The sequence below is a fragment of the Variovorax sp. MPBD4-3 genome (genome assembly GCF_058809745.1).
Map to the genome: position 1 here is coordinate 34,843 of NZ_JBXASW010000015.1, position 22,275 is coordinate 57,117.

The 22,275-nt window shown below is 67.0% G+C and carries 17 protein-coding genes; 12 read left to right on the forward strand and 5 right to left on the reverse strand.

Features of this window, described 5'->3' with window-relative positions; genetic code table 11:
• The first annotated feature begins 106 nt into the window (after nt 1-106).
• The gene (locus tag AC1RVW_RS11860) at nt 107-973 is read left to right on the forward strand and encodes a helix-turn-helix domain-containing protein (protein WP_081268428.1); all 867 of its coding nucleotides are present in this window, start codon (nt 107-109) and stop codon (nt 971-973) included.
• Nucleotides 974-1,160: 187 nt separating this feature from the next.
• On the opposite strand, the gene AC1RVW_RS11865 is transcribed toward AC1RVW_RS11860, so the two are convergent.
• From AC1RVW_RS11865 to AC1RVW_RS11875, 3 genes are all read right to left on the reverse strand, one after another.
• Entirely contained in the window at nt 1,161-1,517 is a 357-nt protein-coding gene (locus AC1RVW_RS11865; protein WP_081268427.1) for a hypothetical protein, read from the reverse strand.
• Between the two features lie 53 nt (nt 1,518-1,570).
• Nucleotides 1,571-1,942: a hypothetical protein gene (locus AC1RVW_RS11870; protein ID WP_493200067.1), complete on the reverse strand. Its 372-nt coding sequence runs from the start codon at nt 1,940-1,942 to the stop codon at nt 1,571-1,573.
• A 309-nt stretch (nt 1,943-2,251) separates the two neighbouring features.
• Nucleotides 2,252-2,983, reverse strand: a complete 732-nt coding sequence (locus AC1RVW_RS11875; RefSeq protein ID WP_155742526.1) for a hypothetical protein — start codon at nt 2,981-2,983, stop codon at nt 2,252-2,254.
• A 171-nt stretch (nt 2,984-3,154) separates the two neighbouring features.
• Between AC1RVW_RS11875 and AC1RVW_RS11880 the strand changes: the two genes are divergently transcribed.
• The 4 genes from AC1RVW_RS11880 (at nt 3,155) to AC1RVW_RS11895 (ending at nt 11,309) form a co-directional block, all read left to right on the forward strand.
• Nucleotides 3,155-4,354 (forward strand): cation:proton antiporter, encoded by a 1,200-nt coding sequence (locus AC1RVW_RS11880; RefSeq protein ID WP_493200069.1) that lies wholly within the window; start codon nt 3,155-3,157, stop codon nt 4,352-4,354.
• A gap of 222 nt (nt 4,355-4,576) precedes the next feature.
• Nucleotides 4,577-9,268, forward strand: a complete 4,692-nt coding sequence (locus AC1RVW_RS11885; protein WP_493200071.1) for a CapA family protein — start codon at nt 4,577-4,579, stop codon at nt 9,266-9,268.
• Nucleotides 9,265-10,233 (forward strand): alpha/beta hydrolase family protein, encoded by a 969-nt coding sequence (locus AC1RVW_RS11890; protein ID WP_106935631.1) that lies wholly within the window; start codon nt 9,265-9,267, stop codon nt 10,231-10,233. The genes AC1RVW_RS11885 and AC1RVW_RS11890 overlap by 4 nt, the downstream gene beginning before the upstream one ends.
• Nucleotides 10,230-11,309: an aldose epimerase family protein gene (locus tag AC1RVW_RS11895; protein ID WP_106935630.1), complete on the forward strand. Its 1,080-nt coding sequence runs from the start codon at nt 10,230-10,232 to the stop codon at nt 11,307-11,309. The genes AC1RVW_RS11890 and AC1RVW_RS11895 overlap by 4 nt, the downstream gene beginning before the upstream one ends.
• Nucleotides 11,310-11,320: 11 nt before the next feature.
• Here the strand turns inward: AC1RVW_RS11895 and AC1RVW_RS11900 are convergent, their stop codons facing one another.
• The gene (locus tag AC1RVW_RS11900; protein ID WP_106935629.1) at nt 11,321-12,262 is read right to left on the reverse strand and encodes an SMP-30/gluconolactonase/LRE family protein; all 942 of its coding nucleotides are present in this window, start codon (nt 12,260-12,262) and stop codon (nt 11,321-11,323) included.
• Nucleotides 12,263-12,403: 141 nt separating this feature from the next.
• On the opposite strand from AC1RVW_RS11900, the gene AC1RVW_RS11905 reads away from it, so the two are divergent.
• Complete coding sequence (locus AC1RVW_RS11905) at nt 12,404-13,177, forward strand: SDR family NAD(P)-dependent oxidoreductase (RefSeq protein WP_081268559.1); 774 nt, start codon at nt 12,404-12,406, stop codon at nt 13,175-13,177.
• 21 nt (nt 13,178-13,198) lie between these two features.
• On the opposite strand, the gene AC1RVW_RS11910 is transcribed toward AC1RVW_RS11905, so the two are convergent.
• Complete coding sequence (locus tag AC1RVW_RS11910; RefSeq protein WP_081268558.1) at nt 13,199-14,158, reverse strand: LysR family transcriptional regulator; 960 nt, start codon at nt 14,156-14,158, stop codon at nt 13,199-13,201.
• A 143-nt stretch (nt 14,159-14,301) separates the two neighbouring features.
• Between AC1RVW_RS11910 and AC1RVW_RS11915 the strand changes: the two genes are divergently transcribed.
• From AC1RVW_RS11915 to AC1RVW_RS11940, 6 genes are all read left to right on the forward strand, one after another.
• Complete coding sequence (locus AC1RVW_RS11915; protein WP_493200075.1) at nt 14,302-15,768, forward strand: aldehyde dehydrogenase family protein; 1,467 nt, start codon at nt 14,302-14,304, stop codon at nt 15,766-15,768.
• A gap of 75 nt (nt 15,769-15,843) precedes the next feature.
• Entirely contained in the window at nt 15,844-16,809 is a 966-nt protein-coding gene (locus AC1RVW_RS11920) for an ABC transporter substrate-binding protein (protein ID WP_081268556.1), read from the forward strand.
• Nucleotides 16,810-16,821: 12 nt separating this feature from the next.
• Nucleotides 16,822-17,892, forward strand: coding sequence for a multiple monosaccharide ABC transporter substrate-binding protein (gene chvE, locus AC1RVW_RS11925; RefSeq protein ID WP_081268555.1), 1,071 nt, complete (start codon nt 16,822-16,824; stop codon nt 17,890-17,892).
• A 41-nt stretch (nt 17,893-17,933) separates the two neighbouring features.
• Entirely contained in the window at nt 17,934-19,460 is a 1,527-nt protein-coding gene (gene mmsA / locus AC1RVW_RS11930; RefSeq protein WP_493200147.1) for a multiple monosaccharide ABC transporter ATP-binding protein, read from the forward strand.
• Nucleotides 19,447-20,661 (forward strand): multiple monosaccharide ABC transporter permease, encoded by a 1,215-nt coding sequence (mmsB, locus tag AC1RVW_RS11935; RefSeq protein ID WP_285413295.1) that lies wholly within the window; start codon nt 19,447-19,449, stop codon nt 20,659-20,661. Before mmsA ends, mmsB begins: the two co-directional genes overlap by 14 nt.
• A gap of 9 nt (nt 20,662-20,670) precedes the next feature.
• Entirely contained in the window at nt 20,671-22,194 is a 1,524-nt protein-coding gene (locus AC1RVW_RS11940) for a sugar ABC transporter ATP-binding protein (protein WP_493200078.1), read from the forward strand.
• Nucleotides 22,195-22,275: the final 81 nt, after the last annotated feature.

The following is a 22,275-nucleotide window of genomic DNA, read 5'->3' on the forward strand; positions in this document are numbered from 1 at the left end:
GACGTATCGAATCGTCTGGTGTCGTTCTAAGGACTTACCCGGGGCGCTGTGTTGGCCCGATGCGTGCGAGGGAACAATCGCCGCAAACGACTTCGATGAGAGACAGATGCAGGAAGCCTATGCACTCCATGAAGGCGCGTTCGGCACGGCAATCGTCCTGGAGGCGAGCGCCAACCTGGTGTCGCATGCTCATTCGGAAACACAGCTCGCCCTATGGCTGGGCGGTGCGCGCGCCTGTGCCCATGTGGGCTCTGAGGTCGTGCCTTACGGCGAAGGCGTGGCTTTGGGTGTGAACGCTTTCGAGGCGCATGACATGGTGCGGCTGGAAGACAGCGGATCAAGCCTCTTCATCGTCTTCATGATCAAAAAGGACTGGCTCGACGACCTCAGCCAGGCAAAGGATCGGAGCTTTCGGTTCCCGTCTCCGCGAGTTCTCATCAGCGACGCGTTGCGGCGCTCATGCTGGCGGGTGCTGGACCTGATGATCTCCGCCGGTGCAGGGCGCGAGCAGGTGGACAAGGAGGTGGAGCGCTTACTGGAGGCCGCCATCGCGGCATCCACGACGGGCGCGGATGCCGCTCCGGTGCCCGGGGGCATCGGCGTGACGCTGGACCATCGCCTGCGCGCCGCCATCGCTCACATGCGCACGCATGTCTCCGAGAAAACGAGCATCGACGAGATCGCCGCAAAGGTCGGGCTGTCGCGCGCGCATTTCTTCGCGCTGTTCCGCGATCAGTTGCACACGACGCCGCAGGTGTTCTGGAGCGGCGTGCGCGTCGAGGAAGCCATGCGCCGCGTCAGCGAAGGCGGCGAGTTGACCGACGTCGCGCTCGACCTGGGCTTCTCGGCGCCGGGCAATTTCTCGCGCTTCTTCAAGGAACACACCGGCATCTCGCCGTCGATCTTCAAGCGGGCCACGCGCGCTCCGTATCCTGTCACCGTCACAGGCATCCCGCGCGAGGGACAGTCTTAGTAGACGTGCTTTCAGGTTTCAGGATCTAAAGCGGCGAACAGTGAGGCGGTAAGTCGGTCCGTTTTGGATCGCAAATCAAACGATGCCAACGAATGACCGGTTGAATCCGCCGCCGGATCCTGCCACAGGGGCGAGACAGCTAGATGCCTAGAACGGTCATGTGACTCTTAGTGCCGAGCATAGGCTGTCACGAGAATCGGTAGAAAACCTTGTTGCCCCATTCCGTATCGAAGCCATCCAGCACCTTCCCGTGCTCGACACCAGTGATGATGGGCGAAGCTTGGCTTCGCAAGTCTGCCTCGATTGCATGGCGCACACCTTCCCAGCGGAGGACGTGCATGAGGTATGCCAACGGCTCGCTGCTGATCTGCCGGTCGCGGAACAGACGGATCAGCAGCTGCTCAATGGCCTCGCGGTCTTGTGGTGCAGATTCGATGTGCGCAAGGCAGCGGCGGTAGAACGGCTCAGCCTGATCGAAAGAAAACTTCGTATCGAGAACATGCTCCGCCTGGAGCAACTCGTCGCGCACTTGCAATTCAATCATTCCGTTTCCTCAACCTCTGCTTCTGGCCATGTACGGCTGTCGCGAGTCACCGCCTATTTTGGGGGGAGAACAGGAGCCAACCCGTTCAGCCAAGGCATTTCGTACCAAGTCACGTGGCGTTCAAAAGCGGCGCACTCCTCTGGTGTCAACCACAAGCCATGGGCCTCGACGCCGAAGGAGGAGCCGTCTGCCAATTTCACTGCCTTGGCGATGCCGAAGAGGTCGCCTTTCACTAAAAGCTCCCGGGGTACGACGGCTGTGACGAACACTCGCTCCTCGACGCCCTCGCATTGGCCGACTTCACACAGCACGTATGTGCGAGTACCGTCGCGCCGTTGGACCAACACCAGCTGATAGTCCTGACCTTCAGCGACATCGCCACGCTTCCACATAGTCCCTTCTCCGTGAAAATTCTGAGCAGTCATCGAACGGCCGGTTCTGGCCGACTGTAGCCGGTCGCTCTGCCGTCGCGAAGGCTCAAAGCGGGCCCTACAAGTGACTCGCTATGTCCTCGGCTCTAGCGCCCGGTTGACCGCGTACCAGAATGCGGCTGCCCCGGCATCGCCAGCGTCCTTGGCTTTCTCAGACAGGCGCAGCGCATACCTGTGTGCATCTCGTCCGTGGCGAATCGCCAGCTCGTGCGACTCACGACCTACTTTGACATAGTCCACTGTTGGAGGTACTGGGCAATTTTCTGGCTTCATGGCGAAGGTCCGGTTGTGGCCGGAAGCACTCTAGACATCGAGGGCTCGCTGCCTGCGGATCTGACGTTTCTGCTCGGCACTGGGTGGCTTGTAGGCGCCGGAAAGACGGCGTCGGAGCGACTTCAACGCGGCGGATTTTGCGCGCCTTACGGTCGGGTCGGTCACCGTCTGCGCCTCTGCCCACTCCAGCGCTCCCTCTATTGGAGCCCCTCTCAAGGCACATAGGCAAAGTGTCTGCTGATGTGATGTGGTGGCGCTGGCGAATGTCTCGATCACCAGGTCTCTCAACTTCTCCTGCTGATCTTGCGGCAGTACCAGACCGTCGTCGAAACTCGTCAACGTATTCAGCGCGCTGAGCGCTTGCCAGAATGGATCGCTTGGCTCGTCTGAAAGCGCAGTGGTCGACATGCAGTAGTCCAACAGAGCCGTGACGCAAGACGCGGTGCGAACTTGCTCAAGAACCGCAATGGCAAACGTCGCGAGCGTCCGATCGGTCAGCAAGTGCTGCAGCGACGCAACGCCGCCGCGGCCGTACGCGACGCAGGCCACGGCCCAGCGCGCGAGCGGCGCCACCCTCGAGCCGTCCTCAAGCAGACCGTCTTCGTGCCATCCGTGTTGCTTGGACAGCCGCTCAATCTCATCGGCGCCGTCAGCGCCATACGCCAGAGAAAACCGAATCAAATCTTCTGGATGAACCGAGCCACCATAGGACAGCGGTCCGGGGCCCTTGGCGGCCTTGCGAGCAAGATCATTGAATTTCATCGGAATTCGGTACGCATGCTTTTGTAGCCGTCGTGTCGTTTGCCAGCTCGCCGTGATGAGAGTCCGGACTTGGCCGACTGTAGCCTGTGTCAGCCATCGCAAAAGCCCCTTCGGGGCCGCTCGGCGTATGGCAGACTCGCCGCGATTCAACTTCAGGCTGACGGCGGTCAAGTGAGCACTTCTGAGATTTTCCTGATCGCGATGCTGATCATCTTTTCGCTCCCATATCTGGTGTGGCGTCTTGGTCGAACCGATTATTTCGCGCCGCTTGTCGTGGTGCAGATCATCACGGGCATCGTGCTTGGCCCGGGCGTGCTGGGGGCGATGTTCCCCGACTACTACAAGTTCGTCTTCAACGGGCCGGTGATCCAGTCGCTCAATGGAGTCGCGCAGTGGGCCGTGATGATGTTCGTCTGGATCGCAGGCATCGAGCTGGATCTGCGCAAGGCTTGGGAGCATCGTCGCGAGAGCGGGATCACGGCTGGCCTTGCGCTTGGCGTGCCTCTTGTCTTTGGCGCGGCGGCGGCACTGGCGCTGCTTTCCTATCCAGGCTGGATAGGGGCGAAGGCGACGCATTGGCAGTTCGTGCTGGGCATCGGCATGTCGTGCGCCGTGACCGCGTTGCCGATCCTGATTCTGCTGATGGAGAAGCTGCAGATTCTTCGCCAACCAATCGGCCAGCGCATCCTGCGCTACGCGAGCCTGGACGACATCGCCATCTGGGGTGTGCTGGCGCTGATTCTCATGGACTGGGAGCGGGTGGGCAAGCAGGCTGGCTTCCTCGTGGTCTTCGCAGTCTCCGCGGCCGCGTTTCGCTGGCTGATGGTGCGCGTGCCCGAGCGCGACCGGTGGTATGCGGGTCTTATCTGGCTTGCGGCCTGCGGTCTGGGCGCCGACTGGTGCGGCCTGCACTACATGGTCGGCGCATTCATTGCCGGCGCGGTGATGGATGGGGAGTGGTTCGATCAGGAGCAAATGGACTGGCTGCGCCACAACGTCCTGTTGGTGGTGATGCCGGTCTTTTTCCTGAGCACCGGCCTGCGCACCAACTGGCAGGTGGGCGGCACGGCGGTCTTCCTGGTTGCGGCGGTACTGCTGGTGGCCTCGGTGGCCGGCAAGCTCATCGGACTCGGCATGGCCGGCCGGCTGTTGAAATGGCAGCCGGGCGAGGGCTCTCTGATCGGTTGGCTGCTCCAGACCAAAGCCCTCATCATGATCATCTTCGCCAACGTCCTGCTGGACAAGGCGATCATCACCAACGAGACCTTTACAGCGCTTCTCGTCATGGCAGTTGCGAGCACCATGCTCACCGTGCCCGCGGCGACGCCAAAGCTCCGGAGGATGCAAGAGATCGTGTTTCGCTCGCGTTGACCGGTCCCGCTCGTCGGCTCGTCCTCGCGGTGGTCTTGGGCAAGCCACGCTTCCTGTGAGCGTCAGCTATTGATTGGCCGTCGACAAGACCAATCCCATGGATTGACGGGATGGCAAGCCGCGCGACGCCCTGTCATCATTCGCCGCTGCATGAACATCGATCCGAATCCCCTCGCCGATCTGTTGAACCGAGCCAGGCAAGCCCTGGCGGACCCGGCGGGCATGCTGCCCGTAGCGAACCCCGCCACCCCGGAGGCCGGATGCGTCGTGTTCTTCGCCACCGGCGAAGGCAGCAGCCGCGCCCGCGTGGCATCCGGCCGTGGCGCCGACGTCGAGGCCGCATGGCAAGCCGCCGCCGAAGCCATCGCAGTGCAGGCCGCCCGCGGCGAAAACCCGCCGCAACGCCTGCGCGCCGAAGTCGTCGACAAAGTCGCCCCCATGCGCTGGCGCGAGCTCAAGGCGAAGTTGGCGCAAACCAAGCGCAACTACTTCAACGAAGGCATCGCCTTCGACGCACGCTTCGAGATTGCCCTGCTCGCGCAGGAAATGCACGGCGGCGCGGTGCTCTACAACGGCGACGTCGACCATGCCGAGCCCAACCCCGGCAACCTGCACCTGCTCAGCAAACGCCGCTTCGGCCGCGAGATCGACTTTCCGGCGGACGACGAAGCGCCCGTCTGGTGCTTCACCACCCGCGCCGTGTACGTCGACGCCAAGGGCGCATGGCCCATCACCGCCGAAGGGCAGGCGGCGGGCTTTCGCACCCTCACCGACTGGAACGCGCCGCAGATCCGCACGCTCATCGAAGACGCCAGCACCTACCTCGCCGCCCAGGTCAAGCCCACGGGCGAGTTCGACTACGGCTGGTTTCCCTGCTTCGACCGCCTCATTCCCACCTACAACACGCTGCGCCACGCAAGCTCGACCTACGCCATGCTCGAGGCCTGGGAGCTCACGCGCGACGACATGCTGAAAGCGTCCATCGACCGCTCGATCGGCTTCCTCACGGGCACGCTGATCCGCCCGGCTGTGCTCCCCGACGGCACGCGCGCCGCCTACCTGCTGGACATCGGCAACGAGATCAAGCTCGGCGGCAGCGCCGTGTGCCTGCTCGCGCTGGTCAAGTACACGGAGCTCACGGGCGACAGGCAGTTCCTGCCGCTGCTGGAGCAGCTCGCGCTCGGCATCCGCCACATGCAGGACGCGGAGACCGGCAGCTTCGTGCACGTGCTGAATGCGCCCGCGCTCGACGTGAAGGACAAGTTTCGCGTCATCTACTACGACGGCGAGGCCGCGTTCGGCCTCATGCGGCTGTACGGCCTCACGCGCGACGCGCGCTGGCTCGCGGTGGTCGAGAAAGCCTTCGAGCATTTCATCGCGGCCGAGCACTGGCGCGCGCACGACCACTGGCTGAGCTACTGCGTCAACGAGCTCACCCGCTACCGGCCCGAGACGCGCTACTACCAGTTCGGCCTGCGCAACGTGGCGGGCTACCTGGACTTCGTGCTCGAGCGCATCACCACCTTCCCCACGCTGCTCGAGCTGATGATGGCCGCGCGCGACATGGTGCTGCGGCTCGAAGCCGACCCGGCCCTGCGCCCGCTGCTGGCCGAACTCGACCGCGACAAGTTCGACCGCGCGCTGGCCTACCGCGCGCGCTACCTCGCCAACGGCCACTTCTGGCCCGAGCTGGCGATGTTCTTCCGCAACCCCGACCGCATCGCGGGCTCGTTCTTCATCAAGCACCACAGCTTCCGGGTGCGCATCGACGACGTGGAGCACTACCTGTCGGGCTACGTGGCCTATCACCGCATGCTGAAGGCGAGCGAGGGCCTGCAGCAAGGGCGGCGCGCCGGCACGGTTGCATGGAGCGGCGACGTGAACCTGGGGCGGCGCCAGCATTTCCGCATGCACGAGCTGGGCGGCGCGCGCAGGATGCTCGGCGACATCGCCGCGCTGCGCGATGCCGACCTGCGCATCGTCAACCTCGAATGCGTGGTCGCCACCACGGGAGAGCAGGGCGTGGACAAGGGCGAGGCCGGGCCGTACTACTACCGCGCGCGGCCCGAGATGCTCGCGGTGCTGACCGAGGCCGGCATCGGCATGGTCGCCACCGCCAACAACCACAGCGGCGACTACGGCGCCGAGGCGCTGCTGGAGCAGCGGGCGCACCTCGACGCCGCCGGCATCGCCCATGCCGGCACCGGCCGCACGCTGGAGGCCGCGTTGCGCCCCGCGTTCCGCAGTGCGGGCGGCGTGCGCGTGGCGCTGTTCTCACTCGACGCCACGCAGCCGCGCTTTGCCGCCACCGCCGAACGCGCGGGCGCCGCCTGGCTGCCGCTCGACGACCCCGCCGCATGGACCGCCGAGCTCGCACCGCGCATCGAAGCCGCGCGCCGCGAGTCCGACGTGGTGCTGGTGGCGGTGCACTGGGGCGCCAACCTGGAGACCGAGCCTTCGGCGGCCGAGATCGCCGTCGGCCATGCCATCGTCGATGCGGGCGCCGACGCGGTGCTCGGCACTTCGGCGCATGTGCTGCAGGGCATCGAGGTCTATCGCGGCCGGCCGATCCTGCATGACGCGGGCGACCTGCTGTTCGACTCCGTGCGCAACGACCTCGGCGATTCGGGCGTGTTCACGCTGGCGCTGGGCCTGCACGGCGTGGAGGCGGTGGTGTTCACGCCGGTCGGCGTCGGCTACGGCTTCTCGCGCCAACTGGCGGGCGCGGAGGCCGAGGCGCTCGGCGCGCGCTTCGCGGCGCAATGCCGCGCGCTCGGCACGGAACTGGCGGTGGCGCGGGATGGCCGCTGCACGCTGCGGCTGTCGCCGCCGCAGCGCCCGGTGTTCCAGGCCGACCCGGCCGCGGCCGAGGCGCCGCCCTCGCGGCCCGCGCGGCCCGCGCCGGTCGTCGGCCCGGTGCGCGCGCCGCGCCCCGAATGGCTGGTCGATGCGGTGCCGTTCGACGCACACATCAAGCCGCTGCAGTTCGGCCCGCTGCGCCTGCTGGGGCTGCGCATCGCGCCCCGGCAGATCGCCGGGCGGCGCATGCTGTGGGTCGAGTCTTTCTGGTGCGCCGACGAGCCCGTGGCGGCCGACCTGCGGCTGCAGTTCCGCGCGCTGCCGATGCGCAGCCGCACGATGCCGCCTTGGGGCGAGGGCATGGACCACGACCCCTGCGACTGGATGTGGCCCACCAGCCGCTGGGAGCCCGGGCGCATCTACCGCGACCGCTACGGCCTGCGCCCGCCGCGCGCCGGACTGCTCGAAAGCGACGTGCTGCAGATCGAGGTGCGCCTGCGCGGCAGCCTGCCCGGCCTGCCGCCAGAAATCTCGAGCGCACGGCGCCTGCCTGTGTGGTGCGGCCTGCGCGTGCCGGAACTTCCTGTGCCGCTGCCCGAGCGCCCCGCGCCCGTGCTGGCTGCAGACCGCCTGGGCGAGGGCAACGAGCCCGCGCCGGTGTGGACCGCCGCGCAGCTGCAGCAGGTCACGGGCGGCCGCTGGCTGGTGGAACCGCCGCCGGGCTGGTTCGTGAACTCGGTGGTGCGCGGGCCCACTCACATGTCGATGCTGCCGGCGCCGTCGCTCTTCGTGGCTTCCGATTACCGCACGCTCGCAGTGCACGAGAGCTACAGCAAGCCGCGTACCGACAACTGGGACCGCCACCTCGAACTCCCCAGGCTGCAGCACGCGCTGGCCGGCGCCGTGGTCGCGCACGAGGTCGAGGGGCTGGACGCGGCCTTCCCGCTGCTGAAGGTGGACGACCCGATTGCCGCGATGCTCGCGCTGGGCGCCGCCGCGCGGGCGCGCTACAAGGGCCTGCTGGTGGGCGTGACCGGCACGGTGGGCAAGTCGTCCACCATCGCCATGCTGCGCGACCTGCTGCCCGAACGCGCGCGCGTGCACACCACCATCGACAACTACAACTCGCGCGTCGGCGTGCCGGCCATGCTGGCCAACCTGGCGGCAGACGCCGACGTGTGCATCCTCGAAATGGCGCAGAGCGGCCTGTGGATGGAGCGCGGCCCCATATCGCTGGTGGCGCGGCCGCACGTGGCCGTCATCACCGAGATCGGGCTGTCGCAGACCCGGCAGGCCTCGACGCTGGAGCTCACGGCCGAATACAAGTCGCGCATCTTCCTGGGCCTGGAGCCCGGCGGCGTGGCCATCGTGCCCGACCACATCGCCTGCCTGCAGCAGGTGGTGCAGGCGGCGGCGCGAACGGCCGGCGCGATCTGGGTGGTGGGCCCGGGGCCCGACGCCAACATCCGCATCATCGACACGCAGCCCGAGCCCGGCGGCGGCTGCCGCGTGCGCATCGCGATGGCGGGGCGCACCGTGGCGTATTCGTTCCCGCTGCACAGCGCGGGGCTGGTGCGCAATTCGGCGCTGGCCTTCGCGGCCCTGGTGGCCATGGGCTTCGACGCCGAAGCCGCCTGCGCGCGCATGCCGCATGTACGCCTGCCGGCCTCGGTGATGCAGGTGCATCCGCTGCGCACGCAGGCCGGCGTGCAGGCCACGCTGATCGACGACAGCTGGAATGCCGAGGTCCTGTCGATGCGCAATGCCATGGAGTTCGTGCGCGGCTTCCAGCACGCAGCGCAGGGCCCGGTCGTGCGCAAGATCGGCGTGCTGGGCCGCATCATCAACCTCGACAAGGACGCCGAGGCCATGCACCGCAGCCTGGCCGCGCCGCTGCTGCAGTCGGGCATCGCGCATGTGGTGACGCACGGCGACGAGATGCGCTGGCTGCGCGAGGAAGTGCCGGCCGAACTGCTCGGCCCGCACTTCGACGACGCGGCGCAGCTCGCGGGCTACCTGGGCGCCTTCCTGCGCGACGGCGACCTGGTGCTGGTGAAGGGCGACCGCATCGGGTCCGACTTCGGCGAGGTGCCCGTGCTGCTGCGCAAGCTATGAGCATGCTCGGCTTCATGCGGCGGCACGCCCGCGGCGCCTTCGTCGTGCTGTGCGCGCTGGCGCAGGCTGCCTGTGCGCAGCGCACCGGCCCCGACGTGCCGCGCCCCTTTGCCGCCGGCAACGACGAGGTGCTGCACTGGAACCAGCCCGCCGACCGCGCGAGCTGCCCCGACCGTGCCGGCTACCTGTGGGTGCAGCCGGTGGAGGGGCCGGCGTGCATCCGCTACTTCGCGAGCGACGACATCGACGGCGCGCGCATCGCCATCGTGCAGTTCTCGGGCGACCGCGACAGCGTGATGGACCAGGCGCCCACGCGCATTCCCGGCAACACCGAGCCGCTGCGCACGCTCGACGCGCAGCGCAGCCGCGACCGCGCCGGCGTGCCCTGGGTCTTCGTCGCGCGGCCGGGCACCTACGGCTCGTCGGGCGACCACCGCAAGCGCCGCGAGCTGGTGGAGTTCCATGCGCTGGACGCCGCGCTCGACGCGCTGATGCAGCGCCACAAGCTGCAGCGCATCGTCATCCTCGGCCACAGCGGCGGCGCCACTGCGGGCGCCGCGCTGCTCACGCTGGGGCGCACGCGCGTGGCCTGTGCGGTGCTGACATCGGGCGCCTTCGGGCTGCTGGAGCGCGCGACGCTGCTGGGCCGCTCGAACGGCGGGCGCACCGACACCACCGGCAGCGCGCAGTTCTACGACCCGCTCGACCATGTGGGCGGCATCGCGCGCGACCCGGCGCGGCGCATCGTGCTGATCGGCAACCGCGACGACCGCAACACGCCCTTCGCGCTGCAGCAGCGCTTTGCCGACGCGGTGGGCAAGGCCGGGCACCGCGTGGAAATTCGCACGCACGCGGCCGAGCCGCCCGAATATCACGACCTCACCGACCGCATCGGACTGCGCACCGCCTCGCTGTGCGCGCGCGAGGCGCTGTTTCCCCAGCTTCCAGAACGCACACCTCCATGAGCAGCTCCATCACCTCGCGCGCCTACGGCCGCATGCCCGACGGCCGCGCCGTGACCGAATACACGCTCGACAACGGCCGGGGCCTGAGCCTGAGTGCCATCAACCTCGGCGGCATCGTCACCGCGCTGCGCGTGCCCGACCGGCACGGGCAGGCCGCGAACATCGTGCTGGGGCTGCCGTCGCTAGAGGAATACCTGAAGCCGCATCCGCACTTCGGCACCATCGTCGGCCGCTTCGCGAACCGCATCGCGGCGGGGCGCTTCACGCTCGACGGCGTGGCTCGGCAACTCGTGCTGAACGACGGCCCCAACTCGCTGCACGGCGGCGCGAAGGGCTTCGGCACGCGCTTCTGGGACATCGTGCCGCTGACGGCGCAAGAAGCCGGCGGCGACATCGCCATCGAGCTGCGCTACACCAGCCCAGACGGCGAAGAGGGCTACCCCGGCGAACTGCGCGCCACGGTGCGCTACACCTTGAGCGCGACGGCGAACACCTGGCGCATCGACTACAGCGCGCTGGCCGACCGGCCCACGGTGCTGAACCTGAGCCATCACGACTACTTCAACCTTGCAGGAAATGCCGGCGGCTCGGTCATGGACCACCGGCTCACGCTGCCGGCGAGCCGCTATTGCCCGGTCGATGCCACGCTCATACCGACCGGCCTGGCCGACGTGGCCGGCACGCCGTTCGACTTTCGCGCCGGCACGCTCATCGGCGAGCGCATCCGCCAGGGCCATGAGCAGCTGCTGCTGGCGCACGGCTACGACCACAACTGGGTGCTGGACCGGAGCCCCGCGCACCAGGGGCTGGCGCTGGCGGCGCGGCTCGCGCACGAGGCGTCGGGCCGCGTGATGGAAGTGCACACCAGCGAGCCCGGCGTGCAGTTCTATTCGGGCAACTTCCTCGACGGCACCCTGCTGGGCAGCGGCGGCGCGAGCCTGCGGCAGGGCGACGGGCTGTGCCTGGAAACGCAGCACTTCCCGGATTCGCCGAACCGGCCGGACTTTCCGTCCACGGTGATGCGACCGTCCGAGGTGTTCCGCAGCGCGACCGAGCACCGGTTCGGCATCGGCTGAAGCAGCGAGGCTCAGCCCGCGAAAAGCGCCGCCGGCACGCCGGGGCTGCCGATGCGCACCTTGAAAAGGCCTCCGGCCAGCGGCTCGGCGGCCTGCTGCTCGGGCGTGAGGCTGTTGCGCGCGGTCGTGATGTAGAGCGTGCGCAGGTCGGCGTCGCCGAAGGCGCAGTCGGTGACGTGGCTCGCGGGTATGGCGATGCGGCACAACTCGGCCGCGCTCACCGGGTCGTGGCAGGTGACGCAGGCGCCGCCCCAGTGCGCGATCCACAGGCGCCCGGCGGCGTCGGTGGTCATGCCGTCCGGCAGGCCGTCGGGCTTGGGGAAGCGGTGCCACTCGCGACGGTTCGACACGCTGCCGGCTTCCATGTCGAAGTCGTAGGCGTAGAGCTTGTTGAGCACCGTGTTGTTGAAGTACATGGTGCGGCCGTCGCCCGACCATGTCGGCCCGTTGGTCACCTCGAAGCCGTCGTCGTGCCGGGTGCAGCGGCCGTCGGCGTCGTAGCGGTAGAGCGCGCCGGTGGGTGCCTTGCAGTCGAAGTCCATGCTGCCGGCCCAGAAGCGGCCGCGCGCGTCGCACTTGCCGTCGTTGAAGCGGTTGCCGGTGCGCTCGGTCTCGGGCTGGTGCAGGTAGCGCGGCTTCGCCTCTTCGCCGGGCACGGTGGTGTCGAACAGCGCGAAGCCGCGCCGCAGCGTGATGAAGAGGCCCGGCGCCGAGGCGCGCTCGGCGATGGCGGTGATCTCCTCGTCGAAGGTCCAGGTGCGTTGCGCGCCGGTGGCGGGGTCCAGGCGAAAAAGCCGCGGCGTGAGGATGTCGATCCAGTAGAGCGCCTGCTCGCGCTGCGACCACATCGTGCCTTCGCCGAGGTTGGCGCCCGCGGGCCAGATGCATTCGGGCGGGCCTTCGACGACCGGCGGGGAGTAGGAGGAAGAGGTGTTTGTCTCGTGCTTGTTCATTTGTTGTTTCCGTTGCTCGGTGTCATGTCTTCTTGACGCGGCGGATCGTATCAAGGCATATTGATAACTGAAATCAAAAATACTGGCATCGATTGATATTCATATTGCAATGTCAGTTGCCGGGCATCTGGAGACCATTTCTTGAATTCCCCTCAGCTTTCCATTCATCCGAGCCTGAAGGACCGCACGGTGTTCGTCACCGGCGGCGGCAGCGGCATCGGCGCGGCCATCGTCTCTGCGTTCGCGGCGCAGGGCGCGCGCGTGGCCTTCGTCGACATCGCCGAGAGCGCCAGCGCGGAACTCGCGCGGCAGATCGTGGCGGCCGGCCATGCGGCGCCGTGGTGGCGCACCTGCGACGTGCGCGACATCGCCGCGCTGCAGCAGGCCATTGCCGATGCGGCGGGCGAACTCGGCGACTTCGCGGTGCTGGTCAACAACGTGGCGAGCGACGACCGCCACACGCTCGAATCGGTCACGCCCGACTACTACGACAACCGTATGGCCATCAACGAGCGGCCGGCGCTGTTCGCGATCCAGTCGGTGGTGCCGGGCATGAAGCGGCTGGGCTTCGGCTCGGTGGTGAACCTGGGCTCCACCGGCTGGCAGACCAAGGGCTCGGGCTACCCCTGCTATGCGATCGCCAAGTCGTCGGTGAACGGCCTCACGCGCGGGCTGGCGGTGGACCTGGGCCGCGACCGCATCCGCATCAACACCGTGTCGCCCGGCTGGGTGATGACCGAGCGGCAGGTGAAGCTGTGGCTCGACGAGGAAGGCGAGAAGGCCTTGCACCGCAACCAGTGCCTGCCCGACAAGCTGATGCCGGAAGACATCGCGCGCATGGTGCTGTTCCTCGCATCCGATGACGCGAAGATGTGCACTGCGCAAGAGTTCACCGTGGACGCCGGCTGGACCTGAAGCCGCGGCGGCCATCGGCCGTCAGTCGATCTCGAATTTGCGGCCGTACACGCTGAGGCTCGCGGTCTTCAGCGCCTTCATCATCACCCTGGCTGCCGGCGACAGCAGCCGGTCGGTGCGCGTGATGATGCCGAAGGCGTCCATGTGGCAGGGCATGTTCAGCGGCAGCAGCGACACGATGCCGTGCGACGCGTAGTAGCGCGCCACGTCGGTCGCCAGCACCGCCACCATGTCGCTCTGCTGCAGCATGCGCGTGATGAAGAGCAGGGCGGGGCTCTCGATGGTGTTGGTCGGCGGCGCCAGGCCTTCTTCCTGGAACATCAGCTCGAAGCGGTGGCGCAGCACGCTGCCAGCGGGCGGCACGATCCAGCCGGCGCTCACCACGTCGCGCAGCGTGAGGCCGCTCACGCCCAGCAGCGGATGGCCCGGCCGCACCAGCGCGCACACCGGTTCTTCGCTCAAGGCCTCGTAGCGCAGCTGGGCCTTGTCGTGCTCGGCGAACAGGCGCGCCACCAGGATGTCGAGCTTGCCCTGCTCGAGCCGCTCGATCAGCACCGGGCTGGTTTCTATCTCCAGCGACACCCGCAGGTCGGGCTGCTCGCGCTTGACCATGGCCACGGCCGGCGGCAGCAGCGTGAGCCCCGGCGCGGTGATGGCGCCCACGCTCACCTGGCCGAAGCGCCCGGCCTTCAGCGCGGTGAGTTCGTCGTGCGCCTGGTTCAGGCTGGCGAGCGCGACGCGGGCGTGGCGGATCATGGTCTCGCCGTACCAGGTCGGGCGCATGCCGCGCGGCAGGCGGTCGAACAGCGGCACCTCCAGCACGTCTTCCAGGTCCTTCAGCAGCTTGGAGGCGGCCGGCTGCGTCATGTTGAGCACCTGCGCCGCGCGGTGGATGTTGCCTTCCTCGGCCAGCGCCACGAGCAGCAGCAGTTGCCGCGTCTTGAGCCGGGCGCGGATGAACCAGTGGTTGTAGTTCGTCATTTTCTTAAGACCAAGGACTGATCGGGTTTTCCAGAATCCAGCGATTGATATGCATTTTGCGTAAAAAACGATTGGATCGATATCGATTCTGTTCTTAGACTGCCCTCCAATTCAAGAACAACAGAGACAAGGTCGACGCCACGGTGATTCACGGCGAGATTCATCTGCACGTGCGGCAATACATCAATGGCCGCTGGGAAACCAGCGCGACCACCGGTGTGAGCGCCAATCCGTCGGACACCAGCGAAGTGGTGGCCGAGTACGCACGTGCCGACCGCCGCCAGGCCGAAGCGGCCATTCGCGCCGCCACCGAGGCCTTTCCGCACTGGAGCCACAGCACGCCGCAGCGGCGCGCCGACGTGCTCGACCGCATCGGCGCCGAGCTGCTGGCGCGCAAGGACGAGCTGGGCCTGCTGCTGGCGCGCGAGGAAGGCAAGACGCTGCCCGAGGCCGTGGCCGAAGTGGCCCGCGCCGGCCAGATCTTCAAGTTCTTCGCCGGAGAGGCCATCCGTGGCGGTGCGGGCGGCGGCGGCGGGGAGAACGTGGCCTCGGTGCGCGCGGGCGTGCAGGTCGACGTCACGCGCGAGCCGGTGGGTGTGGTCGGCCTCATCACGCCGTGGAACTCGCCCTTCGTCATTCCCGCCTGGAAGATCGCGCCCGCGCTGGCCCACGGCAACAGCGTGGTGTTCAAGCCGGCCGAGCTGGTGCCGGCCTGCGGCTGGGTGCTGGCCGAGATCATCAGCCGCGCCGCCCTGCCGGCCGGCGCATTCAATCTTGTGATGGGCAGCGGCCGCGAGGTGGGGCAGGCGCTGGTCGACAGCGCGCTGGTCGATGCGCTGAGCTTCACCGGCTCGGTGGCCAACGGCGAGCGCATCCTGCAGACCGCCGCCGCGAGGCGCGCGAAGGTGCAGCTGGAAACCGGCGGCAAGAACGCGCTGGTGGTGCTGGCCGATGCCGACCTCGACCGCGCCGTCGACTGCGCGGTGCAGGGCGCGTATTTTTCCGCCGGCCAGCGCTGCACCGCGTCGAGCCGGCTCATCGTCGAGGCCGCGGTGCACGACGCCTTCGTGGCCAAGCTGCGGCAGCGGCTCAAGGCGCTGAAGATCGGCCATGCGCTGGAGCGCGGCATCGACATCGGCCCGGTGGCCGACGAGGAGCGCCTGGCGCAGAACCTCGCGTGGGTCGGCATCGCGCGCGAGGAAGGCGCCGAGCATGTGTGGGGCGGCGAGGCGCTGGAGCGCGCCACCCGCGGCCACTACATGAGCCCCGCGCTGTTCCTGGCGAAGCCTTCGCACCGCATCGCGCGCGAGGAAGTCTTCGGGCCGCTGGCCTGCGTGCTGCGCGCCGACGACTACGACGAGGCGCTGGCGCTGTGCAACGACACGCCCTTCGGCCTGTGCGCGGGCATCTGCACCAATTCGCTGAAGCACGCCATGCATTTCAGGCGCCATGCCGTGGTCGGCATGACGATGGTCAATCTGCCGACCGCGGGGGTGGACTTCCACGTGCCCTTCGGCGGCCGCAAGGGGTCGGGCTACGGGCCGCGCGAACAAGGGCGCCACGCCGCGGAGTTCTACACGACGGTGAAGACCGGCTACATGCTGGCCTGACCTGACGGGGTTTCGTTCATCACTACTACCAACAGTCAACTGCAAGTCCTCACGACATCGAGAAGGAGACATCCCATGACCATGAATCGCCGCACCCTCAACACCGCGCTCGCCGCCGCAGCCCTGGGCAGCATGCTGCCCGTGTCCGTCTTCGCGCAGAAGAAGCTCGTGCTGGGCTTCGCGCAGGTGGGCGCCGAAAGCGAATGGCGCACCGCCAACACCGAGTCGATCAAGTCGTCCGCCAAGGACGCGGGCATCGAGCTGAAGTTCTCCGACGCGCAGCAGAAGCAGGAGAACCAGATCAAGGCCATCCGCTCCTACATTGCGCAGAAGGTCGACGTGATCGCCTTCTCGCCGGTGGTCGAGTCGGGCTGGGAAACCGTGCTGCGCGAGGCCAAGGCCGCCAAGATTCCGGTGGTGCTGACCGACCGCTCCGTCAACACCAAGGACGACTCGCTCTACGTGACCTTCATGGGTTCCGACTTCGTCGAGGAAGGCCGCAAGGCCGGCCGCTGGCTGGTCGAGAAGATGAAGGACCAGAAAGGCGACGTGAACATCGTCGAGCTGCAGGGCACCGTGGGCTCGGCCCCGGCCATCGACCGCAAGAAGGGCTTCGAGGAAATCATCAAGGCCGACCCGAAGTTCAAGATCATCCGCTCGCAGACCGGCGACTTCACCCGCGCCAAGGGCAAGGAGGTGATGGAAGCCTTCCTGAAGGCCGACGGCAAGAAGATCAATGTGCTGTTCGCGCACAACGACGACATGGCCATCGGTGCGATCCAGGCCATCGAAGAGGCAGGCCTGAAGCCCGCGAAGGACATCGTCATCATTTCCATCGACGGGGTGAAGGGCGCCTTCGAGGCCATGATCGCCGGCAAGCTCAACGTGTCGGTGGAGTGCAGCCCGCTGCTCGGCCCGCAGCTCATGCAGGCGGTGAAGGACATCAAGGACGGCAAGACGCTGCCCAAGCGCATCGTGACAGTGGAGAGCATCTTCCCCATGGAAGTGGCCGCCAAAGAGTTTCCCAACCGCAAGTACTGAGGACACCCCGACATGAAACGCAAATTCCTCAAGGCATCGCTCGCGGGCATCGCGTTCGCCATCGTCGGCTTCTCGCCGCTGGCCAGCGCGCAGGACAAGGGCCTGATCGCGATCTCGATGCCCACCAAGTCGTCGGCGCGCTGGATCGCCGACGGCGCCAACATGGTCAAGTACTTCAAGGACAAGGGCTACAAGACCGACCTGCAGTACGCCGACGACGACATTCCCAACCAGCTCGCGCAGATCGAGAACATGGTGACCAAGGGCTCCAAGGTGCTGGTCATCGCGGCCATCGACGGCACCACGCTGTCCGACGTGCTGCAGAAGGCGGCCGACAAGGGGGTTAAGGTCATTGCGTACGACCGGCTCATCAAGGGCTCGAAGAACGTCGACTACTACGCCACCTTCGACAACTTCCAGGTCGGCGTGCTGCAGGCGCAGTCGATCGAGGCGGCGCTGGGCCTGAAGAGCGGCAAGGGGCCGTTCAACATCGAGCTGTTCGGCGGCTCGCCCGACGACAACAACGCCTTCTTCTTCTACAACGGCGCGATGTCGGTGCTCGACCCGTACATCAAGAGCGGCAAGCTGGTGGTGCGAAGCAAGCAGATGGGCATGGACAAGGTCGGCACGCTGCGCTGGGACGGCGCGGTGGCGCAGGCGCGCATGGACAACCTGCTGTCGGCCTACTACACCAAGGACCGGGTGGATGCGGTGCTGTCGCCTTACGACGGCCTTTCCATCGGCATCCTGTCGTCGCTCAAGGGCGTGGGCTACGGCTCGGGCTCGCAGCCGATGCCCGTCGTGTCGGGGCAGGACGCCGAGGTGCCTTCCATCAAGTCGATCCTGCGCAAGGAACAGACCTCGACCGTGTTCAAGGACACGCGCGAGCTGGCCAAGGTGACGGTGTCGATGGTGGACGCGATGCTCTCGGGTAAGACGCCCGAGGTGAACGACACCAAGACCTACAACAACGGCATCAAGGTGGTGCCCTCCTACCTGCTCAAGCCGGTGAGCGTGGATGCGTCGAACTGGAAGCAGGTGCTGGTCGACAGCGGCTACTACAAGGAAAGCCAGATCAAGTGAGCATCGAAGGCAGCCTCGCCGATGCCGGCGCCATCCTGGAGATGCGCGGCATCACCAAGACGTTTCCCGGCGTGAAGGCGCTGAGCAACGTCAACCTCGGCGTGCGCGCCGGGGAGATCCACGCCGTGGTGGGAGAGAACGGCGCGGGCAAGTCGACGCTCATGAAGGTGCTCAGCGGCGTCTACCCGTGCGACTCCTACGAGGGCGAGATCCGCTTCGAGGGCGAGGTGCGCCGCTTCCGGGGCATTGCCGACAGCGAGAAGCTCGGCATCATCATCATCCACCAGGAACTGGCGCTGGTGCCGCTGCTGTCGATTGCCGAGAACATCTTCCTGGGCAACGAGATCACGCGCGGCGGCGTGATCGACTGGTTCGCCGCCTATGCGAAGACGCGCGAGCTGCTCGCCAAGGTGGGCCTGCAGGAGCCGCCGACCACGCTGGTGACCGACCTGGGCGTGGGCAAGCAGCAGCTGGTGGAAATTGCCAAGGCGCTGGCCAAGGAAGTGAAGCTGCTGATACTCGACGAGCCCACCGCCAGCCTCAACGAGAAGGACAGCGACGCGCTGCTGATGCTATTGCTGGAACTCAAGCGCCAGGGCATCGCGTCGATCCTCATCTCGCACAAGCTCAACGAGATCGCCAAGGTGGCCGACTCGATCACCGTGCTGCGCGACGGCGCGACCGTCGAGACCATGGACTGCCGCGCGCAGCCTATCAGCGAGGACCGCATCATCCGCGGCATGGTGGGGCGCGACATGGCGCACCGCTATCCGCAGCGCGCGCCGAAGATCGGCGAGACCGTGTTCGAGGTGCGCGACTGGCGCGTGCACCATGCGCTGCACGCCGACCGCGAACAGATCAAGGGCGTGAGCCTGAACGTGCGACAGGGCGAGATCGTCGGCATCGCGGGCCTCATGGGCGCGGGCCGCACCGAGCTGGCCATGAGCGTGTTCGGCAAGTCCTACGGCCAGCGCATCAGCGGCTCGGTGTTCATGCACGGCAAGCCGGTGGACGTGAGCACGGTGCGCAAGGCCATCGACCACGGCATCGCCTACGTCACCGAAGACCGCAAGGGGCTGGGGCTGGTGCTGGAGGAAGACATCCGCAGGAACATCAGCCTGGCCAACCTGGAGGCGGTGGCCGATTCGGCGGTGATAGACACCGGCCGCGAATTCAAGGTGGCCAACGAATACCGCAAGGCACTCAACATCCGCTGCTCCGGCGTGGAGCAGCTGGTGGTCAACCTGTCGGGCGGCAACCAGCAGAAGGTGGTCTTGAGCAAGTGGCTCTTCACCAAACCCGAACTGCTGATCCTGGACGAACCCACGCGCGGCATCGACGTGGGCGCCAAGTACGAGATCTACACCATCATCGACCAGCTCGCGAGCGAGGGCAAAGGCATTCTCATGATTTCTTCTGAACTGCCGGAACTGCTCGGCATGTGCGACCGCATCTACGTGATGAACGAGGGCCGCTTCGTGGCCGAGTTCACCGCGGCCGAGGCTTCGCAGGAACGCATCATGCATGCCATCGTCAGCGCGGGGAGTTCCGTCCATGTCGCAGCCTGAAGTCAACGCGATGAAGCCGGCGGTGCCGGTGCAGGAAGGGGCGGCCAGGCTGCATGCAGGCTTCCTGAAGAACAACCTGCGCGAATACGGCATGCTGATCTCGCTGGTCGCGATCATGGTGCTGTTCCAGGTGCTGACCGACGGCACCTTGCTGCGCCCGCTCAACCTCACCAACCTGCTGCTGCAGAACAGCTACGTGGTCATCATGGCGCTGGGCATGCTGCTGGTGATCGTGGCGGGGCACATCGATCTTTCGGTGGGCTCCGTGTGCGGCTTCATCGGCGCGCTGGCGGCGGTGCTGATGGTGGAATACGAGTGGCACTTCGTGCCGACGGCCATCGTGAGCATTCTTGCGGGCGCCGTCATCGGCGCGGCGCAGGGCTGGTTCGTCGCGTTCCGCAAGATTCCGTCGTTCATCGTCACGCTGGCGGGCATGCTGGTGTTCAAGGGGCTCACGCTGGCCTTGCTGGCGGGGCAGTCGGTGGGGCCGTTTCCGGTGGCGTTCCAGCGGCTCAGCTCGGGCTTCATTCCCGATCCGCTGGGCGGCGACACGCTGCGCCTCACGTCGCTCATCGTGGGCGCGCTGGCCGCCGTGGCACTGGTGTTCTTCAAGCTGCGGGGCCGCGCAAAGCTGGCGGCGCACGGCATGGAGCAGGAGCCGTATGCCTTCTTCCTGGTGAAGAACCTGTTCTTCGCGGCCATCATCCTGTTCTTCAGCTACCTGCTGTCCACCTACAAGGGCCTGCCGAACGTGCTGATCGTGATGGCGGTGCTGATCGTGGTGTACGACTTCGTCACCAACCGCACCACCCTCGGCCGGCGCATCTATGCGCTGGGCGGCAACGAGAAGGCGGCGCGGCTGTCGGGCGTGAAGACGCAACGGCTCGCGTTCCTCACCTTCGTGAACATGGGCGCGCTGGCGGCGCTGGCGGGCCTGGTGTTCGCGGCGCGGCTCAACACGGCCACGCCCAAGGCGGGCCTGGGCTTCGAGCTGGACGTGATCGCGGCCTGCTTCATCGGCGGCGCCTCGGCTTCGGGCGGCGTGGGCCGGGTGATGGGCGCGGTGATCGGCGCCTTCATCATGGGCGTGATGAACAACGGCATGTCGATCCTGGGCATCGGCATCGACTACCAGCAGGTCATCAAGGGCCTGGTGCTGCTGGCGGCGGTGTTCATCGACGTCTACAACAAGAACAAGTGACGGCTTCGCATGGCTGACGACGACACTCCCTCGCCCGTGCTGGAGCTCAAGGGCATCCACAAGCAGTTCGGCGGCATCCCGGTGCTGCGCGACGTGCAGCTGCGCTTGTACCCGGGCGAGATCCATGCGCTGATGGGACAGAACGGCGCGGGCAAGTCGACGCTGATCAAGGTGCTGACGGGTGTGCTGCCATCGAGCGGCGGCCAGATATTCCTCGACGGCCAGCCGATTCACCCGCATTCGCCGCTGGAGGCGCAGAAGCTGGGCATCAGCACGGTCTACCAGGAGGTGAACCTGTGCCCGAACCTGTCGGTGGCGGAGAACGTGTTCGCCGGTCGCTATCCGCGCTGCGGCGTGGCGCAGGGCTTTCGCATCGACTGGGCCAGCGTCAACCGGCGCGCCGAAGAACTGCTGGCGCGCATCGGCCTGGACATCGACGTGACGCGGCTGCTGTCGAGCTACTCGGTGGCGGTGCAGCAGATGGTGGCCATTGCGCGGGCGCTGGGCGTGTCGTCGAAGGTGCTGATCCTCGACGAGCCGACCTCGAGCCTGGACGACGACGAGGTCGAGAAGCTGTTCGAGGTGCTGCGGCGTTTGCGCGGCGAGGGGCTGGCAATCGTCTTCGTCACGCACTTTCTCAACCAGATGTATGCGGTGTCCGACCGCATCACGGTGCTGCGCAACGGCAGCTGGATCGGTGAATGGAAGGCGGCCGACCTGGGACCGCAGGCGCTGATTGCCGCGATGCTGGGGCGCGAACTGGCGGCGCAGTCGGCACGGCCCGCGGCGTTGCCCGCGTTCGACGAAGCCGCGCCAGCGTTGCTGCACGCCGAGGGCCTGGGCCAGGCCGGACAACTGCAGGCGACGGATTTGCGCGTGCGTGCCGGCGAGGTCGTCGGCATTGCCGGCCTGCTGGGCGCGGGCCGCACGGAGCTCGCGCGGCTGCTGTTCGGGCTGGAGTCGCCGGACCGTGGCGTGCTGAAGGTCGATGGCCGTTCCGTCAGTTTCTCGAACCCGGCCGATGCGATCCGCGAAGGCCTCGCGCTGTGCCCCGAGGAGCGCAAGACCGACGGCATCGTTGCGGAGCTGTCGGTGCGCGAGAACATCGCGCTCGCCCTGCAGGCGCGGCTGGGCACGCGGCGCTTCCTGTCGCATGCGGAGCAGACCGAGATGGCGCAGCGTTTCGTCAAGTCGCTGGGCATCAAGACGGCGAGCGTCGAGACGCCCATCGGGCTGCTCTCTGGCGGCAACCAGCAGAAGGCCATGATCGCGCGCTGGCTCGCGACCGAGCCGCGGCTCCTGATACTCGACGAGCCGACACGCGGTATCGACGTGGCGGCCAAGCAGGAGATCATGGAAGAGATCCTGCGGCTCGCGAAGGCGGGCATGGCGGTGATCTTCATTTCGTCGGAGATGAGCGAGGTGGTGCGCGTGGCGCATCGCATCGTGGTGCTGCGGGACCGCAAGAAGGTGGGGGAGCTGCCGGGTGGGGCGACCGAGGACGAGGTCTACGAAATGATTGCCGCCGCATGATGCATCTCCTTTCTTTCTCCCTCCCCTTCCAGGCGAGGGCAGGGGGGGGGGCAGGCGGCCTCCACCTTCGCGGGGGGGGGG

Coding starts and splice junctions, on each gene's coding strand:
- AC1RVW_RS11860 (WP_081268428.1), top strand. CDS start 107: ATGCAGGAAGCCTATGCACTCCATGAAGGCGCGTTCGGCACGGCAATC.
- AC1RVW_RS11865 (WP_081268427.1), bottom strand. CDS start 1,517: ATGATTGAATTGCAAGTGCGCGACGAGTTGCTCCAGGCGGAGCATGTT.
- AC1RVW_RS11870 (WP_493200067.1), bottom strand. CDS start 1,942: ATGACTGCTCAGAATTTTCACGGAGAAGGGACTATGTGGAAGCGTGGC.
- AC1RVW_RS11875 (WP_155742526.1), bottom strand. CDS start 2,983: ATGAAATTCAATGATCTTGCTCGCAAGGCCGCCAAGGGCCCCGGACCG.
- AC1RVW_RS11885 (WP_493200071.1), top strand. CDS start 4,577: ATGCTGCCCGTAGCGAACCCCGCCACCCCGGAGGCCGGATGCGTCGTG.
- AC1RVW_RS11890 (WP_106935631.1), top strand. CDS start 9,265: ATGAGCATGCTCGGCTTCATGCGGCGGCACGCCCGCGGCGCCTTCGTC.
- AC1RVW_RS11895 (WP_106935630.1), top strand. CDS start 10,230: ATGAGCAGCTCCATCACCTCGCGCGCCTACGGCCGCATGCCCGACGGC.
- AC1RVW_RS11900 (WP_106935629.1), bottom strand. CDS start 12,262: ATGAACAAGCACGAGACAAACACCTCTTCCTCCTACTCCCCGCCGGTC.
- AC1RVW_RS11910 (WP_081268558.1), bottom strand. CDS start 14,158: ATGACGAACTACAACCACTGGTTCATCCGCGCCCGGCTCAAGACGCGG.
- AC1RVW_RS11920 (WP_081268556.1), top strand. CDS start 15,844: ATGACCATGAATCGCCGCACCCTCAACACCGCGCTCGCCGCCGCAGCC.
- chvE (WP_081268555.1), top strand. CDS start 16,822: ATGAAACGCAAATTCCTCAAGGCATCGCTCGCGGGCATCGCGTTCGCC.
- mmsA (WP_493200147.1), top strand. CDS start 17,934: ATGCGCGGCATCACCAAGACGTTTCCCGGCGTGAAGGCGCTGAGCAAC.
- mmsB (WP_285413295.1), top strand. CDS start 19,447: ATGTCGCAGCCTGAAGTCAACGCGATGAAGCCGGCGGTGCCGGTGCAG.
- AC1RVW_RS11940 (WP_493200078.1), top strand. CDS start 20,671: ATGGCTGACGACGACACTCCCTCGCCCGTGCTGGAGCTCAAGGGCATC.